16 protein-coding genes are annotated in these 16,777 nt (G+C 62.6%); 10 read left to right on the plus strand and 6 right to left on the minus strand.

Features of this window, described 5'->3' with window-relative positions; all coding sequences use genetic code 11:
* The first annotated feature begins 8 nt into the window (after positions 1–8).
* The 6 genes from RE4_RS07850 to RE4_RS31840 are packed head-to-tail and all read left to right on the plus strand — an operon-like array spanning position 9 to position 5,321.
* The gene (locus RE4_RS07850) at positions 9–1,631 is read left to right on the plus strand and encodes an ABC transporter substrate-binding protein (RefSeq protein ID WP_060938378.1); all 1,623 of its coding nucleotides are present in this window, start codon (positions 9–11) and stop codon (positions 1,629–1,631) included.
* Positions 1,628–2,662, plus strand: coding sequence for an ABC transporter permease (locus tag RE4_RS07855; RefSeq protein ID WP_031332876.1), 1,035 nt, complete (start codon positions 1,628–1,630; stop codon positions 2,660–2,662). The genes RE4_RS07850 and RE4_RS07855 overlap by 4 nt, the downstream gene beginning before the upstream one ends.
* Positions 2,655–3,476: an ABC transporter permease gene (locus RE4_RS07860; RefSeq protein WP_020906350.1), complete on the plus strand. Its 822-nt coding sequence runs from the start codon at positions 2,655–2,657 to the stop codon at positions 3,474–3,476. Before RE4_RS07855 ends, RE4_RS07860 begins: the two co-directional genes overlap by 8 nt.
* Positions 3,473–4,390 (plus strand): ATP-binding cassette domain-containing protein, encoded by a 918-nt coding sequence (locus RE4_RS07865; RefSeq protein ID WP_021342968.1) that lies wholly within the window; start codon positions 3,473–3,475, stop codon positions 4,388–4,390. Before RE4_RS07860 ends, RE4_RS07865 begins: the two co-directional genes overlap by 4 nt.
* A 1-nt stretch (position 4,391) precedes the next feature.
* Entirely contained in the window at positions 4,392–5,039 is a 648-nt protein-coding gene (locus RE4_RS07870) for an ABC transporter ATP-binding protein (RefSeq protein ID WP_060938379.1), read from the plus strand.
* A gap of 51 nt (positions 5,040–5,090) precedes the next feature.
* Positions 5,091–5,321, plus strand: a complete 231-nt coding sequence (locus RE4_RS31840; RefSeq protein ID WP_080656729.1) for a transposase — start codon at positions 5,091–5,093, stop codon at positions 5,319–5,321.
* Here the strand turns inward: RE4_RS31840 and RE4_RS07875 are convergent.
* Positions 5,299–5,547, minus strand: coding sequence for a hypothetical protein (locus RE4_RS07875; protein ID WP_238077129.1), 249 nt, complete (start codon positions 5,545–5,547; stop codon positions 5,299–5,301). The two genes, RE4_RS31840 and RE4_RS07875, sit on opposite strands and share 23 nt — an antisense overlap.
* Before the next feature lie 200 nt (positions 5,548–5,747).
* Here RE4_RS07875 and RE4_RS07880 point away from each other — a divergent pair, with 200 nt between their 5' ends.
* Positions 5,748–7,052, plus strand: a complete 1,305-nt coding sequence (locus tag RE4_RS07880) for an HNH endonuclease signature motif containing protein (protein WP_060938381.1) — start codon at positions 5,748–5,750, stop codon at positions 7,050–7,052.
* 85 nt (positions 7,053–7,137) lie between these two features.
* Here RE4_RS07880 and RE4_RS07885 read toward each other — a convergent pair whose 3' ends face one another.
* Positions 7,138–9,288: a glycosyltransferase family 39 protein gene (locus tag RE4_RS07885; RefSeq protein ID WP_060938382.1), complete on the minus strand. Its 2,151-nt coding sequence runs from the start codon at positions 9,286–9,288 to the stop codon at positions 7,138–7,140.
* Entirely contained in the window at positions 9,285–10,526 is a 1,242-nt protein-coding gene (locus tag RE4_RS07890) for a bifunctional glycosyltransferase family 2/GtrA family protein (RefSeq protein WP_060938383.1), read from the minus strand. Before RE4_RS07890 ends, RE4_RS07885 begins: the two co-directional genes overlap by 4 nt.
* Positions 10,527–10,613: 87 nt before the next feature.
* On the opposite strand from RE4_RS07890, the gene RE4_RS07895 reads away from it, so the two are divergent.
* The 3 genes from RE4_RS07895 (at position 10,614) to RE4_RS07905 (ending at position 12,986) form a co-directional block, all read left to right on the plus strand.
* A complete protein-coding gene (locus tag RE4_RS07895; protein WP_046377986.1) occupies positions 10,614–11,042 on the plus strand; it encodes an HIT family protein in 429 nt (142 codons plus the stop codon).
* Positions 11,043–11,280: 238 nt separating this feature from the next.
* Positions 11,281–11,916, plus strand: a complete 636-nt coding sequence (locus RE4_RS07900) for a ScbR family autoregulator-binding transcription factor (RefSeq protein ID WP_019747034.1) — start codon at positions 11,281–11,283, stop codon at positions 11,914–11,916.
* A gap of 173 nt (positions 11,917–12,089) precedes the next feature.
* Entirely contained in the window at positions 12,090–12,986 is an 897-nt protein-coding gene (locus tag RE4_RS07905) for a serine hydrolase (RefSeq protein ID WP_020906342.1), read from the plus strand.
* 71 nt (positions 12,987–13,057) lie between these two features.
* On the opposite strand, the gene RE4_RS07910 is transcribed toward RE4_RS07905, so the two are convergent.
* From RE4_RS07910 to RE4_RS07920, 3 genes are read right to left on the minus strand one after another with little or no spacing between them, the layout of a single operon-like run.
* The gene (locus RE4_RS07910; protein WP_020968527.1) at positions 13,058–14,677 is read right to left on the minus strand and encodes a PucR family transcriptional regulator; all 1,620 of its coding nucleotides are present in this window, start codon (positions 14,675–14,677) and stop codon (positions 13,058–13,060) included.
* Between the two features lie 47 nt (positions 14,678–14,724).
* Positions 14,725–15,840: an o-succinylbenzoate synthase gene (gene menC, locus RE4_RS07915; protein ID WP_060938384.1), complete on the minus strand. Its 1,116-nt coding sequence runs from the start codon at positions 15,838–15,840 to the stop codon at positions 14,725–14,727.
* Complete coding sequence (locus RE4_RS07920; protein WP_003945514.1) at positions 15,837–16,775, minus strand: GNAT family N-acetyltransferase; 939 nt, start codon at positions 16,773–16,775, stop codon at positions 15,837–15,839. Before RE4_RS07920 ends, menC begins: the two co-directional genes overlap by 4 nt.
* Positions 16,776–16,777 lie beyond the last annotated feature (2 nt).

Here is a 16,777-nt window from a genome sequence, read left to right on the forward strand (position 1 = left end):
GGACACCCGTGAAACTCCACAAACCCGGCGTTCTGACGCTCACCGCAACCGCCGCAATCGGCGCACTTCTGATCACGTCGTGCAGTAGCCCGACTGGCACCGGCTCCTCGGGCAACAACGACGGCCTGGTCTTGGCCGACGGCTACGAACTGGGCGGCTACAACCCGGTCGCAGGCTTCGGCGCTGCCGGTGAGGCCAAGATGTACGACGGTCTCGTCCGGCTCACCGGAGGCACCGGTATGCCGGGATTCGAGCCGTCTCTGGCCGCGGAGATGCCCACTGCCAACGCCGACGCGACAGTCTGGACGGTCAAACTCCGCGACGGGGTCACCTTCTCCGACGGATCGACCTTCGACGCCGCCGACGTGGTTGCCACGTACAAGGCGATCCTCGATCCCGCTTCCGCCTCCGAAGCGCGGTCGTCGTACGACATGATCAGCGACGTCGTGGCCGTCGACGACAGCACAGTCGAGTTCCGCCTCGCCTACTCGTATGCCCCACTGCTGACGAAGATGCTGATCGGCATGGTTCCGTCGGAGTCCCTCGCGACACCCGGACTTGCCGCCGAATCGCCGTTGAACACCGCACCGGTTGGTACGGGTCCGTACACACTCGTCGACCTCTCACCGGATCGAGCGGTCTTCGAGGCGAACGAGAACTACTGGGACGGTGCGCCGGAGGTCAAGAAGCTGACTCTCCTCTACGTTCCTGACGACAACACCCGCGCCCAACGTATGGTGTCCGGCGAGATCGACGGAACCAATCTCCCTCCACTGCTTGCCAATACGTTCTCAGGCAAGGACAACATGTCCGTGACGGCTCATCAGTCAGCAGACTGGCGCGGGCTCTCACTCCCGACGAACAATCCCGTGGCAGGCGACAAAGCCGTGCGGATGGCGCTCAACCTCGCCGCCAATCGCCAGTCGATGATCGACAACGTCCTGGGCGGACACGGCCGCGTCGCCGCCACTCCGATCCCCGAGGTCTACGGCGATTCGTACAACCCGAACGCAACCTTCGCCTACGACCCGACCCAGGCCGAGCGAATACTCACCGAAGCGGGCTGGATCGAAGGTGCCGACGGAATCCGTTCGAAAGACGGTCAGCGGGCGCAGTTCACGATCATGTACAACTCCGTCGACACCGTTCGACGCGATCTCGCTCAGGCATTTACCTCCGACGCTCTCGCTGTCGGCATCGAAGTGGACCTCGAAGCACTCTCCTGGGACCGCATAGACCCTCGCATCAACCAGGATTCGACGCTTCTCGGTGGCGGCGACGAACCTTTCGACCCCGACACACAGGCGTACGACGCGCTGAACTCGAAGTACATCGCGCCCGGGGTCGGCAGCATCTACGACAACGCCAGTGACTACTCCAATCCAGCAGTCGACGCCGGCTTGGAAGTAGGACGCCGCAGCCTGGATCAGGCAACGCGTGATGCCGCGTATCGCGACGTACAGCAGGCGTACGTCGAAGATCCCGGATTTGTCATCCTCGTGTTCCTCGACCATACGTACGTGTCGAAGGATTCCGACTGGCAGATGTCCGGACCGGTACTCGAACCACACTCACACGGTGTGACCTGGGGTCCATGGTGGTCACTGCAGACGTGGGCCCGAGGGCAATGACAGCGGTCGACGTTCGGCCAGACGCGGGGCCGACACGGGGCCACCGTGACAACTCCCGCCGAAAGGCCATCCTCACGATGGTCGGTCGGCGGGTGTTGTTCATCGTGCCGGTCATCGCCGTGGTGTCCGCGGGACTCTTTGCAGCCGCCGCGATCTCACCGTTCGATCCACTGGTCGGCTACCTCGGCACGCGATACATGACGACAAGCGATGCGGACAAAGCGTTGATCGCCGACCAGATGGGTTTCGACAACCCCTGGTACAGCACGTACTGGAATTGGCTCCAGGGTGTGCTCACCGGCGATCTCGGGATCTCCAGATCGTTCAATCAGCCTGTTTCCCAAGTCATCTTCGAACGTCTGCCATGGACCTTGCTGCTGGTCGGGATCTCACTCCTCATCGCGATTCTCGCCTCGCTGACACTCGGTGTTCTCGCCGGAATCCGCAGTGGAGGATTCCTGGACAAGACCGTGTCCGGGCTGAGCGTCGTGGTCCAAGGACTTCCGCCGTTTGTCCTGTCGCTGGGTGCCATCGCGCTCTTCGCGTTGACTCTCGGCTGGCTCCCGGTCGCCGGACTGACCGACGGGGGCGCCGATCCCACACCGGCACAGGTCATCCGGCACTTGGTCCTACCGGTGACGGTGCTCGCCATTTCGCAAATGCCGTGGCTCCTACTTGCGGTCCGAGAGTCCGTCGTGGGTTCGAAAAGTGAGGGATTTGTCGCGGGCGCCGTAGCACGCGGAATCCCGACGCCGACCATCACGAAACGCCACATACTGCCGACCTCACTGGCGCCTTTCGTCAACATCGTCGGCGTGCGACTGCCCGAGCTGATAGTCGGGGCAGTGCTGGTGGAAGAGGTCTTCAGTTGGCCAGGGATCGCCGGCGCCATCGTCTCGTCAGCCCGTGACCTCGACATGGCACTGCTCGCGTTCCTCACCGTCGGTACGACATTGACGGTCATGCTCGGCTCACTGCTTGCCGACGTGCTGGTTGCAGTGCTCGACCCGAGAGTAGGTACCGATGGCTGAACGACGCTTCAAGATCGCCCTCGGCGTGCTGATCCTCGTTGCGCTGTACGCGGCGTTGGTCCCATGGTTGGCCGACGTCGACGACCGAGTCACAGACTTCTCGGCGGCTCGCCTGGCTCCGTCGTTCGATCACCCGTTCGGAACCGACTCGGCGGGCCGAGACCTATTCGTGCGCATAGCTGCAGGCATCAGAACCTCACTGCTGATCGCACTCGCCTGCGCGTTGCTCGCCACGGTGATCGGCGTCGCCGTCGGCACTACGGCCGGACTGGTCGGCGGCTGGGTGGACAGGTTCGTCATGCGCGGCACCGATGCCGTCAACGCACTCCCCCACCTGTTGCTCGGCATCGTCATCGTCGCGATGTTCCGTGGAAGCATTGCCGCCATCGTGCTTTCGATCGCACTGACCCACTGGACCCAAGTGGCCCGGATCATCCGCTCAGAGATCTTGAGTCTGCGCGAGCGTCCCTATATCGATGCCGCCATTCTCGCGGGAGCAAGTCGACGTCACGTGATCATGCGCCACCTCGTGCCGGCGACGGCGCCACAGGCCTTGATCGCAGTCGTTCTCCTGCTGCCCCATGCCGTCTGGCACGAATCAACATTGTCCTTCCTGGGTTTCGGTCTTCCTCCGCACAAACCCAGTCTCGGGACGCTTCTCGAAGAGGCACGCAGTTCTCTACTCCTCGGCGGTTGGTGGACGCTTGCATTCCCCGCCGCAGTCCTCGTGATCGCCACCGTCGCTGTTGCAGTTGCCGGTTCGGCCCTGCGGTCGATGCTCACGCCCCCTCGACCTTCGGAGCTACGACTGTGAAACGCGGCCTACGCATCGAATCCCTCACCGTCAGGATCCCTTTGCCCGGAGGATCCGTAGTCCACGCTGCGAGCGACATCGACCTCGACGTTCCAGCCGGCACGGTGACCGCGCTTGTCGGCGAATCCGGGTGTGGCAAGTCGATCATCGCCACCTCGGTCATGAACATGTTGCCGCCGAATGCTTCTCGAACCGGAACGGTCACCGTCGGTACAGCGGACCTCGAGATCGACGTCTTCTCCGGCACCGCGTTCCGTGGGCGGCACGTGGCTCTCGTTCCACAATCCGCCGCAACACATCTCACCCCCGTCCGGACTGCGCGATCGCAGCTACAGGAGACGATCGACGCACTCGGCAGCGACCACACTTGCGACGCCTTGGCACTTCGCGTCGGACTCGAACCGTCGGCCCTGGACTGTTACCCGCACGAACTGTCGGGCGGCATGGCGCAACGCGTTGCCATTGCCGGTGCGCTGGCCGGGAATCCATCGGTGATCGTCGCAGACGAACCCACCGCCAACCTCGACCGCGAACTCACCGACCACGTCATGGGATTACTTCGAGAGTGCGCTGACTCCGGGGCGGCTGTCCTGCTCATCACCCATGACCTTGCATCACTCACCCGCAGCGATGTCGCGGATCGACTTGCCGTCATGTACGCATCACGCATCATGGAAACCGGTCCGGCGGCTCTGGTGTTCCAAGATCCGCTTCACGACTACACCCGAGACCTGCTCGGCGCCTTGCCATCCCGAGGCTTGAATCCCATGCCCGGATCACCACCGCAACTCACCGATCTCCCCGACGACTGCGTCTATCACCTACGACGCCCGGAGTCGAAACAATCCGGTGGCCCGACCGAACTGGTCACACTGGGTGACCGCACGTACCGAACGCTGCGGAAGGTGGGCTGACATGAGTTTGCAAGCTCTGGGAATTACCAGCGGTTACCACCGGAACCGACCGGTGCTCGAGAACGTCTCGCTCGAAATTCCGCCGGGAAGGCTGATCGGCCTGACCGGGCCTTCTGGCACCGGAAAATCAACACTTGCAAGGATTCTCGCCTCGTTGGATGCACCGTGGTCAGGTGAGGTGCGAATCGACGGATCACCCGTCGTGGGTACCAAATTCTCGGTACCCGCGACACTGCGCGGGACGGTGTCCATGCTGTTTCAGTCACCTCGCGCATCGACCGACCCTCGGCAGACGCTCGCCTCGATCATCGGTCAACCCGGCGATATTGCCGGTAGGACAATCGATGTGGTCGCACTGGCAGCAGAAGTGGGCCTCACTCCCGATCTCTTGTCCCGTAGACCCCACCAGGTGAGCGACGGCCAACTGCAGCGCGCCTGTCTAGCGAGATCGCTGGCGCAACAACCGAAATACCTCATCTGTGACGAAGCGACGGCGATGCTCGACGCCGCCACGACGGCCGCGCTCATTCGGTTGATCGAGAGTCGCGCCACCGAAACCGGCGTCGGCGTATTACTCATCAGCCATGATCGCGAATTGCTCGGCGCCTGCTGCGACGTGGTCCACGACCTCGACGGCATTCGCGCTTAGAGCGTGTTGCCAATCCTGATCCGGTAGTTCACGGGCGAGTGTTTATGCGTTTTGCGTGATGCGATTTCGGATGAGGCGTGGGAGGTGATCGGTCCGTTGCTCCCGAAGGTGAAGGCGACCGGTCAACCGCCCGTAGATCGGCGCACGGTGTTCGAACCGACTGCGTGGCGGTTCCGGACGGGAGCGCGCTCCACCGACTCTCCTGCAACACTCGCAACTCTGCCTGGGATCTTCCTTGCCGCCTGCACCAACGAGGCGCTTACTGATCAAACGGCGCCGTGAACGACACTGGTTTGCCGGTGGCGCGCGCGTACGCGATCTCTCGGCGCATGGACTCGCCAATGTATCCGCGTGGGTTGACGACCAGCACCCGATCAGCCAGGTCGATCTTGCGCAGGTGAAGCGCGTCGAGCAGCGTTTTCTGCTCGACAGAGATCGCCTCGTCTGCTTCGCCCGGCGCGACGACGATCACGCCTGCGAACGTCAGGTCGCGGTTCGCCTCCCGCATCTCTTCAGCGAATCGCACAGAGCCGCAAATACAGACAATCTCAGGTCGATCAGGCACGCTTCATTCTCTCATCGACCCGAGGACGCACGGCCATACCAGTCTCATCTGCCACCTCGAGCAACACACCCCAGCCCAACAAAATTGACGCTTGACTCGAACGCGTGTTCGAGTATTGTTTTGGGTGGGGATCGGGGGATTCAATGAGTGTCTATCTGTCGGAAGTGGTTTCGGGTTCTGCGGTGGGGTTGCGCGGACGCCTGTGGCAGCTGTCTGCTTCTGAGTTGCGTGCTGCCGCTATCGAGGCGAGTGCGGAGATTCTTCGTCTCGAGGCTGTGCGGGTGGCGGTGGTGGACGAACTCTCGATGCGTCTTGATGATCAGGTGATTGCCAGCCGCGGGGTGGGTTGCTGGTTGGCGGCGAACACGATGCTGCAGGTTCGGGACGGGAAGAAGATCGCCGCCCTCGGTGCAGCGCTACGCCCGTTTCCGGCAGTGGCGGCCCGATTCGATGACGGGGACTGCTCCTTCGATCATGCCGTGTTGATCGTGGCGTTCTGCGAATCACCACCAAAGGGCATGCCTGACGAAGCGCTACCGAGGTGCATCGATTTATTGTTGGCTGCCGCTTCCGGAGTGGAGGCGACGACCACGAAGGTGCGGAGTGTTATCGCGACCTTGGAGCGAATCTTCGAGTCCGATGAGATTCCACCCGCCGAGGATGTGGATCGGAACGAGTTGCGGATCGCGTCGACATTGAACGGTCGGGTGGTGGTGCGCGGGGATTTCGACGCTCTCACCGGCGAAATGTTGTTGTCGGCGTTGTCGAATCTGACGATGCCCACCCCGGCACCGGATGGAACCCCGGATTCTCGGTCGGCGGCGAAACGCACGGCGGATGGGTTCACCGAACTGATCCGCCGCTATCTGGACTGCGCGAAGACCGGTACGGATGGTGGTCAGCGTCCGCACGTGAACGTGCACATCAACGCCCGCGACCTCGCTGAGCATCGGGACTGCGCAGCCGCACCCGCTACTTCTGGTAGTGGAGTGGCTGTGTCGGATCTTGATGTCGGGCACATGCCCTGGCTGGGGCCACTGTCCGTCTCGCAGACGAGACTCCTCGGCTGCGATTGTTTCCTCTCCACCGTACTGCTCGACGACCACGGCGCACCGCTCGATGCGAAACCCGGAAAGCGATTAGTGTCCGCCGAACAGCGAGTGGCGCTGATCGCCCGAGACAAAGGCTGCGCCTTCCCCGGCTGCACATGTGTACCGGCCTGGACCGACGCACACCACATCCGGCACTGGGCCAACGGCGGCCCGACCGTGATGAACAACCTTGTCCTACTGTGCCGTTCACATCACCGGCTGATGCACCGGAAATCGGGTTTCGTCGGAAAATGGGAAATCCGCATCGGCGTCGACAACAAGCCCTGGTTCATCCCACCACCGTCGATCGACCCGCAGCAGCACCCGCGGCCGGCGAACACCACCTTCAAAACCTGAGGACGAACCTCAGACATACAACTTCACGCCAGGTCCGCATCGGGGGGAGCACCTCCGATGCGGACCTGGCGTGCGTTCATGTTGGTCAGCCCCCAACCGTCAAGTCGTAGAGGGTTACTCCGTCCACCGTTGTGGCGGTGAAGTTTTCGGTCACCCACGTCGAGATGGCGGTAGCGGTGCCTTCGGCGTTCATACCGCCACCCATCCCACCGCCGGCGATGAAGAAGTGAATCTTGCCCTCTGACACGTACTGCTGGAACTGCGCGAGTGTCGGGGACGGATCACTCCCGTTGAACCCTCCGATAGCCATGACCGGTGACTGCGTCGCAAGCTGATAACCCGATGCGCTGTTGGACCCGATTGCCGCGGCTACCCACGTGAACTGGTCGGAGTTCTCTTCGAGTGTGGACACGACCGCGGCTCCCGGTGTGCTGCCCTGAAGCAAACCACCGGCTGCGCCGCCGCCCATTGCACCCCGCGTTCCGTCGGTGGTCGATGTGGTGGTACCCGGAGCTGTTGCACCACCGGGCATCTGACCCATTCCGGCAGGGGGCGTTCCCGGCGTTCCGGTCCCTGCCCCGTCAGTCCGACGGTTACCGCCGTCAGCCATGCCGCCAAATCCTCCGAATCCTCCGCGGCCACCGCCCGGCCCGCCCATTCCACCTTCGACGCTCGGTCCGGCCGAAACTATGGAACCGGTATGCGGAGTGTTGATCGTGTCGATCGCGTACGCAGTCGGACCCGCCAGGCCGGTGAAGATCGCCGCGAGGATCACTGCCACAGCCAATCGACCTCGCGTCGCTGCCGGAATCAGCACTGCCACGGCAGTGACGATGCCGACGACCAGAATCGCCCAGCGAAGCCACGGTACGAACGAAGGCGAGCGTCCGAGCAGTACCCACGCCATCGCGACGGTTGCCGCCAACGACACCGCCAGAACGAGGCGAACCCAGAGGACGTCACGATGACGCCAAGCGAATACGGATCCTGAACCGATCAGTGCGGCGATCGCCGGCGCCAGCGCAACGGTGTAGTAAGCGTGGAAGATTCCCGCCATGAAACTGAAGGTCAGACCGGTCACCAACAGCCACAGTCCCCAGACGATGAATGACGCGCGCTGTGTGTCAGCGCGGGGAGCCCTGCCTCGCAGCACGATTCCAGCCACCAGAAGTATCAGTGCAGCAGGAATCAACCAGGCAATCTGTCCGCCCTGGGCAGATTCGAACAGTCGGGTAATGCCGGTACTCCCCCACATGCCGCCACCGGCGCCACCACCTGGTGCCATGCCTCCCGCTGCCATACCGCCTGCGGCCTCGCCCATTCCGGGGAAGCCTCCCGCAGCAGCACCGGCCGCAGCATCACCAGCACCGCGCATTCCGCCGCCGCCGACGCTTCCGGTCTCGTTGCCGCTCAAGCGTCCGAGCCCGTTGTAGCCGAGCGTCAGTTCGAGAATCGAATTGTTCTGCGAACCACCGATCCACGGACGCGAGTCGGCCGGCCACAGTTCGACGATTGCCAACCACCATCCGGCGGAGACGATCAGTCCGCCCAGCGCCGCGAACAGTTGGAGTACGCGCTTACCCAGTTTCGGCGGTCCGGCGATCAGATAGGTGAGCGCCAGCGGTGGAACTACCAACATGACCTGCAATTGCTTTGTCAGGAAACCGAATCCGCAGAAGATACCGACCAACACCAGCCAGCGGGTGCGACCGTCCTGCACGGCGCGCATCATCGCCCACACTGCTGCGATCATCAGGAGCACCAGCAGGGCATCCGGGTTGTTGAACCGGAACATCAGCGCCGCTACGGGTGTGAGCGCAAGTACCAAGCCGGCGAGGAGGCCGGCGGCCGCACCGAAATACCGTCGAACCGTTCCCCACAACAGCGCAACCGATCCGACCCCGAGGAGTGCCTGCGGCACCAACATCGCCCAGGAATTGAGTCCGAAGATGCGAACCGACAGCGACATCAACCACAGGGACATCGGCGGCTTGTCGACGGTGATCGAGTTGGCAGCATCCGAGGAACCGAAGAAGAAGGCCTTCCACGACACCGAACCTGCCTGTACTGCAGCAGCATAGAACGAGTTGGCCCATCCGGACGCGCCCAGGCCCCAGATGTAGGCGACTCCGGTGCCCACCAACAACACTCCGAGCCCCCAAGGTTCCCAGCGCACCTGACGCTGCGGTTCCGGCGCCGGCAGCGGCGCGGCGAGTGTCTCTGCAGTGGCGGTCATCGATTGGCTCCTACGGATTGTGCAGTGCGAAAAACCCAGCGCAGCGCGACGAATCGGCTCACTGTGGCAACAAGATTGGCAATGACGAGTACGGCAAGCTCCACGTGCTTGGACGCGTCGGGCGCCATGACGTCGAGAACGAACAACGATCCGCTGGTGAGCAGTAGACCGAACCCGAACACGAGCAGGCCCTGCATCTGGTGACGGGCGGATCCTTCCGACCCGCGGATCCCGAAGGTGAAGGCTCGATTGGCGGCGGTGTTGAATACCGCGGTCACCAGCAATGCGACGGCGTTGGCCCACTGCGCCCCCATCACCGAGTGCAGTGCGAGGTAGAGCAGCGCGTACGCGAGCGTCGAAATGACTCCCACCACGGCAAAGCGCGAGAGCTGCCCGACCATTCCTCGAGGGACTCCGGGAACCAGTGGTTCACGTCCGAAACTCGCCCTGAGCTCAGCCAAGGGAAGGGAACCGGTCGACAGTGCTCGCCCGACGCGGACCACACCTTTGAGGTCGGCAACTGCGGTGGCAATGATGTCCACCCGACTGTCCGGATCGTCCACCCAGTCGACGGGGACCTCGTGAATCCGCATGCCCGCTCGCTCGGCCAGCACGAGCAATTCGGTATCGAAGAACCACCCGGTGTCCTCCACCAGCGGAAGTAGTTGCCGCGCAACATCGACTCGCATGGCTTTGAATCCGCACTGAGCGTCGGAGAAGCGAGCATGCAGTGCGCTTCGGAGGATGAGGTTGTAGCTACGTGAGATGAACTCGCGTTTGGGGCCGCGTACCACGCGCGACGAACGTGCCAACCGGGAACCGATGGCGATGTCCGAGTGGCCGGAGAGCAGCGGAGCAATCAACGGCATCAGGGCATTGAGATCGGTGGAGAGGTCGACGTCCATGTACGCGACCACGTCGGCATCGGAGTCGCTCCACACCTGCCGCAGTGCTCGACCACGGCCCTTCGCATCCAGGTGGACGACCCGGACGTCGTCGAATTCTTCGGCGAGGGAACGTGCGAGTGCCAACGTGCCGTCGACACTGGCGTTGTCCGCGATGGTAATTCGTGCAGAGAATGGCACCTGTGTGCGTAAATGCCGGCGCAGGCGCCGCACGCACATCTCCAGGCCGGCCTCTTCGTTGTATACCGGGACGACCACGTCCAGCACTACAGTCGTCGCGGAAAGCTCCCCTGCGTCCGTGCTGCCCGCGGTCTGCATGGCTTCTGTCGTCATGCGTCCTAGATTTGTCGGGCCGGCTCCGACGAACCTGCGTCCAGCCTGGGAGTTTCCTGGCAACCGGACGCGGGCTAATCTCGTGGTATGCCTTCAGTCTTCAGCGCCATCATCAACGGAGATCTACCAGGACGTTTCGTGTGGGAGGACGACGACGTTGTCGCGTTCCTGACCATCGCGCCGGTAACGCAGGGCCACGTACTCGTGGTACCGCGAGCCGAGGTCGATCAGTGGCAGGACGTGGATCCTGAACTCTTTGCCAAGGTCACCGCGGTTGCCCGCACCCTGGGTCAGGCTGTGAGGAAGGCGTTCGACGCGCCTCGGGCGGGCCTCCTCGTCGCAGGTCTGGAAGTTCCGCATCTTCACGTTCACGTCTTCCCCGCATACGACATGGGGAACTTCGACATCAGTGGCGCCGATACTTCGCCGTCACCCGAATCTCTCGACGAGGCGCAGACCAAACTCAAGTCGGCGCTACGCGACCTCGGCTTCGAGTCAACTGTCTCGACTCGTTGATCGCGTACCTTCGACCGAATTTCGCTGGCCGATAACTGGACTCCCCGCCGCAGCCTCCAACGGAGGTTGCGGCGGTCGCATTTGTCACTCCTACCGACCGTGACCTGCGATTGCACACCGAACAGTCCGTTTCGCGCTGTCGCGCGAGCACGAGATTCGCTGCTACCGTGGGGCGCTGGTCCGGGACCTAGGGCCCTAAAACTGGTTCACGTGTTAACAGTCGGAGGACAAGGGAGCAATGCAGGAACGTGCCAAGATCAGTCGCCGACAGATTCTTCAAGGCGCTGCTGATCGGTTCGAAGTCACGGGGTACGGCAGCACGAGCATGAATGACATCGTGTCCGCGGCGCAGATGACCAAGGGCGCGGTCTATTTCCACTTCTCGTCCAAAGACGAATTGGCTCAGGCGGTCATCGAAGAACAGCACCAGATGTCGATCACTGCCTTCACCGCAGTTGCAGCCACGGGCGCACCGGCACTGGAGCAGCTCGTCATGGTGTGCCACGAGATGGGCCGCCAACTCGTCGCGGACCCGATTGTTCGTGCGGGAGTCCGACTTACCCTCGAATTGGCCTCTGCCGACGGTTCGCAAGGCCCGTACGTCGTGTGGATCCGCGAGCTTCGAAAACTGGCCGAGGCCGCGAAGCTCGAAGGCGATATCCGCGACGACGTGGAGCCGGAATCGGTGGGTCGCGTGGCGATCTCGGCATTCACCGGCGTTCAACTGGTTTCGAACGTGCTCACCAGACGAAGCGATTTGAACGACCGTATCGACGAATTGTTCACCATCCTGTTGGCAGGCGTGGTCTCGGACAAGCGTCGGACCGACGTCGCCGAACTGGTCGGACGTCGCCTCGAAACTTATGCGTCCTGACCCCCGGAACACCCCTGCCCCCGGAACACCCTGACAATCGGTTGATTCGGCGTATCAGCACCGAACCGTGCGCCAACCTTCGTCGATTCGTACAAGACCCCCCGGCGTCGACTCACTATCGTCAGATCCACGAATAACCCAGATATACGGATACCGACGAAAGGGCTTCTCGAATGACCGAAACCGCCACGTACGTTGAGAGCGCACAGCAGGAGATCGCTGCTGTACTCGCCGAAGCGAAGACCGATGCGTTCGTCCACGCACGCGACATCGATTCCGGCGAAGAGTTCGGCTACGGCGCTGACGAAGGTGTCATCCTCGCCTCCGTTTTCAAGATTCCTGTCGTACTGCAGTACGCCCGTGAAGTTGCGGCCGGAACCCTCGATCCGACCGAGCACGCCACGGTGACCGCCGAGTTCCGCTCCGGCGGCATCGGTATCGGCGGCTGCGCCGACGACGTCACCGCAAGCTGGCGAGACCTCGCTCTGCTCATGATGAGCTTCAGCGACAACGCCGCCACGGATTTCCTGTACGAACGCCTCGGACTCGACAACATCGTCGCAACGCTGCGCGGGCTCGGTTTGGAGAAGACCAACTTGGTCCGTGACTGCCGTGGTCTGTTCAAATCGGTCTACGACGACCTCGGTGTCGACAAGGGCACCTTGCTGGAAATGCCGCCCATCGAAATTCTTCGGACAATTTCCGTCATGGATCCGGCCCGCTCCAACTCCAGCACTCCTCGTGAGATCACAATGTTGCTGGCTGCAATCTGGAGGGACGAAGCCGGCCCCGCATCAGCCTGTGAAGAAGTCCGAACCATCATGAGCAAGCAGGTCTGGCCGCACCGCCTTTCGTCCGGGTTCCCCGACGAGGTCACTGTCGCCGCCAAGACCGGAACGCTGGGATTGGTACGAAACGAAGCCGGCGTCGTGGCGTACCCGGACGGCAAGCGTTACGCCGTCGGTGTCTTCACCAAGTCCCACGAGCTCACCCACCGCGCCCCGAAGATCGACGCCTCCATCGGAACCGTCGGCCGCATCGCTGTCGAAGCACTTCGCAACAACAGCTGATCTGAACCCACTGACGAAGAATGCGGGTCGCGCTGAGAAATCAGTGCGACCCGCATTTTTCGGCTTTCGAGCTAGCGTGGACCGCGCAGACGAAGATGCACCATCAACCGGAAGCGGACGTTGGGATCGTCCAGATCCAACGCGGCCATACCCTTCAACTTGCTGAGACGATACCGAAAGGTGTTGGGGTGTACGTGCAATGACGCCGCGGCGTCACCGACGTCACCGAAGGCGTTGAGCCACGCATCGAGGGTGTCGACGAACGAGGTCGCGTGAGCTGCGTCGTGGCTGGCGATCGCCTCGATGGGTCCGAGGTCCGAGAACCCTTCGGCTGCAGCTTCCGACGCGATCTCCAACAGGATGGCATCGACGTGGACGCTACTGAAGGTGGCGACGCTGCCCGACGCTCGTCCCGCCAACAACACTTCGAGGGCATGTTCGGCGTCGCGCTTCGATCGGCTCAGCTGCGCCGGTCTGGTCACGACCCGGCCGATCCCGATGATCGTGTCGCCGGACGCTCCGGTTCGGTCCAGGAAGTCCGAGGCCACACGGAACGCCTGTAGCTCGGCTTCTGCCGGGGAATGCCCTCGCACTGACAGCACCGCGTAGCCGGTTCCGTTGACCAGAGCAGCAGCCGACTGCGAATGGACCGCGCCCAGGTGCATGGCCAGAGCGTCGGTCAGCCGCACCACATGGGCTGCGTCGTCCGGCTTCGACGATCCTTCGAAAGACCTGCGGCCCAATGCCATCACGAGTGCGGGACCGGTCCCGAGGCCGAGGCGATTCATCGCGTCGACCGCACCGGATCCACCGTCGAGAAGGGTTGCGATCAGGTCTGCGCGCAGTCGACGCTCGGCGTCGGCGCCGCCGCGCAACCGCAACATCTGCAGTGCAATCAACCCGGCCGAATCGCGCAGTGCACGCATCCGGTCCTCGGACATCGGCTCACCGGTTGCCACCCACATGGAGCCGAGGAACTCGTCGCCGGCTCTGATGGACACGGCGATACGACCCATTTTTGTACCGAGGGTCTCGGCCGAAACCCACACCGGATCATCGCTGCGATAGAGCCGGTCGAAGACTCCCGCTTCTTCGAGCACTCGAATGTACTGGTCAGGAACTTGGCGCTCCAGAACGGTCGCGATACGTGGACCGTCACCTTCTTCCTGACGTCCGGAGAAGGCGATGACCCGTGAGCTTCGGTCCTCGATCGTGATCGGCGCATCCAGAAGTGCGCTGACGGCGTTGGCGAAAGCGAACAGATCGCCGGCCGGTCCACCTCCGCGCGAGTGGATGTGCCCGACTTCGTTCCGTGCCGAGAGCACCGAATGAAGCAGGCTTGTGAGCTGAACCCACGAAACTCCACGCGCCAAGGTCAATACGACAACGCCGGAGGAGATGATGGATTCACGGTCGGCATCGCTGACCTCGGTGGTCACTCGCGCGACCACCACGCGTACTCCGCGCTCGGCCAGGCCGGCCACGGACTCCGCGATACGTTCGCCTCCGGTGATGCCGACGAGCAGCACCATGGAGTCCGGTGTCGAGGGTGAGTCGTCGTCGGGGTCGTGAATGACCACCGAGGCGATCTCCTGGACCGCCTCCGGGTCGCCGACAACCGGGTTCAGCACCGTAGTTCCCACGTCTTCGAGAAGCCGCACCAAACTGATGCGAGGTCGTACGGTGCCCACGTCTATCACTCCTTCGTCCTGTGAACGAAGTGTGTCATAGTGATTCGTCAAAGCCGATCCATGCCGATCCATTCGACCGACGTGGTGATTGCTTCGAGCAGGTCAGGGATCGGTTCGACGCCGATGCCCGGCCCTTCCGGAACCTTCACGTAACCGTTGTCGAGTACGAACGGCTCGGTGATGTCTTCGGCGAAGTACCGGTCGGAAGCCGACGTATCGCCTGGTAGGACAAATCCGGGGAGCGCGGCAAGGGCGACGTTGGCAGCCCTGCCGATTCCGGTCTCGAGCATTCCGCCGCACCACACGGCAATTCCGTTGGCCTTGCAGACGTCGTGGATACGACGCGATTCCAGATAACCGCCCACACGTCCCGGTTTGATGTTCACCACGCTGCACGCACCGATTGCCAGAGCGTCGGCAGTGACCTTCGCGGAGGTGATCGACTCGTCGAGGCAGACCGGCGTCCGCATCATCTCGGCCAGCCTGGCGTGGCCACGCAGTTCCTCTTCGGGAAGCGGCTGCTCGATCAGCAGGAGGTCGAAGTCGTCGAGCCGCTGGAGATGGCGCGCGTCAGCCAGGGTGTACGCCGTGTTCGCGTCGACCTGGAGGAGTACGTCGTCGCCGAACCTCTCGCGGACTGCGCGAACCGGCTCGATGTCCCAGCCCGGTTCGATCTTCAGTTTGATGCGCAGGTATCCGGCGTCGAGGAACCCGCCTACCTCTTCGAGCAGTTCGTCGATCGAATTCTTGATACCCACCGAAACACCCGCGGGTACGCGATCGACTACTGCACCCAGGTACGAAGACATGCTCGTCCCGGCGGCCCGTAACTCGGCGTCGAGAAATGCGGTTTCCAGTGCCGCTTTGGCCATGGGGTGTCCGGCGAACTGTTCCATCGCCGCGCTCAGGGCATGCACGTCGGGATCGGTGAGTTCGCCCAGAGACGGAATCAGGAACTTACGAAGGACTTCGGCGGCGCCGTCCGTGTATTCGGAGCAGTAGCGAGGCTCGGACATCGCAACGCACTCGCCCCAGCCCGCCGACTCCGAGGTGACCACCTTGACGAACAACACGTCCTTGGTGGTCTCCGTGCCGAACGAGGTTCGGAACGGCGCCTTCAACGGCATTGCTGCCCGGCGTAATTCAACTCCGTCGATCTTCACGATGTAACCTCCGCTGTTGTCCTGCCTGCCTGTGTTCCCGGCGCACGGTCCAGTACATATTTTCCGGTCCTGGTGACTGCGAGAACCACTCCGTTCTCGGCGAGCACACCCCCGAGAGTCTCGCGGACTGCCAGGCGCCAGTCGTTCGCTGCCGCCGGGTCCGACTTACGCAGTGTGTACACGTCATTCGGTGTAGCCACCGTGACGAAACGATTCTTGGTCGACTTCAACACGGGCAGGCCGGCTTCGGAGATCGACAACAGTTCGCTCGCTCCCAACGACTCGGGAGTCGGGACCTCTCCCGAACCGGCGACGACGTCGGAAACCTTGCTGCTACCGATTTCCCAGTCGATCAGCAATCGGTCGCTGTCTGCGCCGCCGTTGAGACTGTCGTTCATCGGCGCGTAGAAACGCGGCAGATACTGGATCGGGAACGCACCGAGTTTCGAGACGTTGAAGTAGGCATTGCGAGCGACGAGCGGGTCGAAAGTCCACCGCACGTGGAGAATTCCTCGTTCCAGTGCCCACGCTCGCTGGAACAGTTTCAACGCGAGGCCGATGTGCCCGTTCTGCACGTTCGGCAGGATCCCCGTGATGTGTGAATGCAACGAACGATGTTGCGGTTCCTCGAAGAATGCAACCGAGCCGCCGATCAGATCTCCGCCACGAAAAGCGCCGGCGACGTAGTTACCGGAGTGCGCGAGCGCTTTCATCATGTCCCGATGGACGGGAGGGTTACCGCTCTCCGGCTGCCATACCTTCTCGAACAGACCGAATACCTGTTCCAACTCGGCATGCCCGGTGACGGTTTCGATAGTCACACATGCAAGCAGGGCGGCTTGCTCGGCCTGGCTGATTGCTTGCCGCATCCGTGAAGGCGATACACCTCCGAATGGTTGAACGGTCTTGCGTTGGACATTGTTCGGCGACGTCATCG

Origin of the sequence: Rhodococcus erythropolis NBRC 15567 (assembly GCF_001552595.1) — a bacterium.
GTDB lineage: Bacteria > Actinomycetota > Actinomycetes > Mycobacteriales > Mycobacteriaceae > Rhodococcus_F > Rhodococcus_F erythropolis.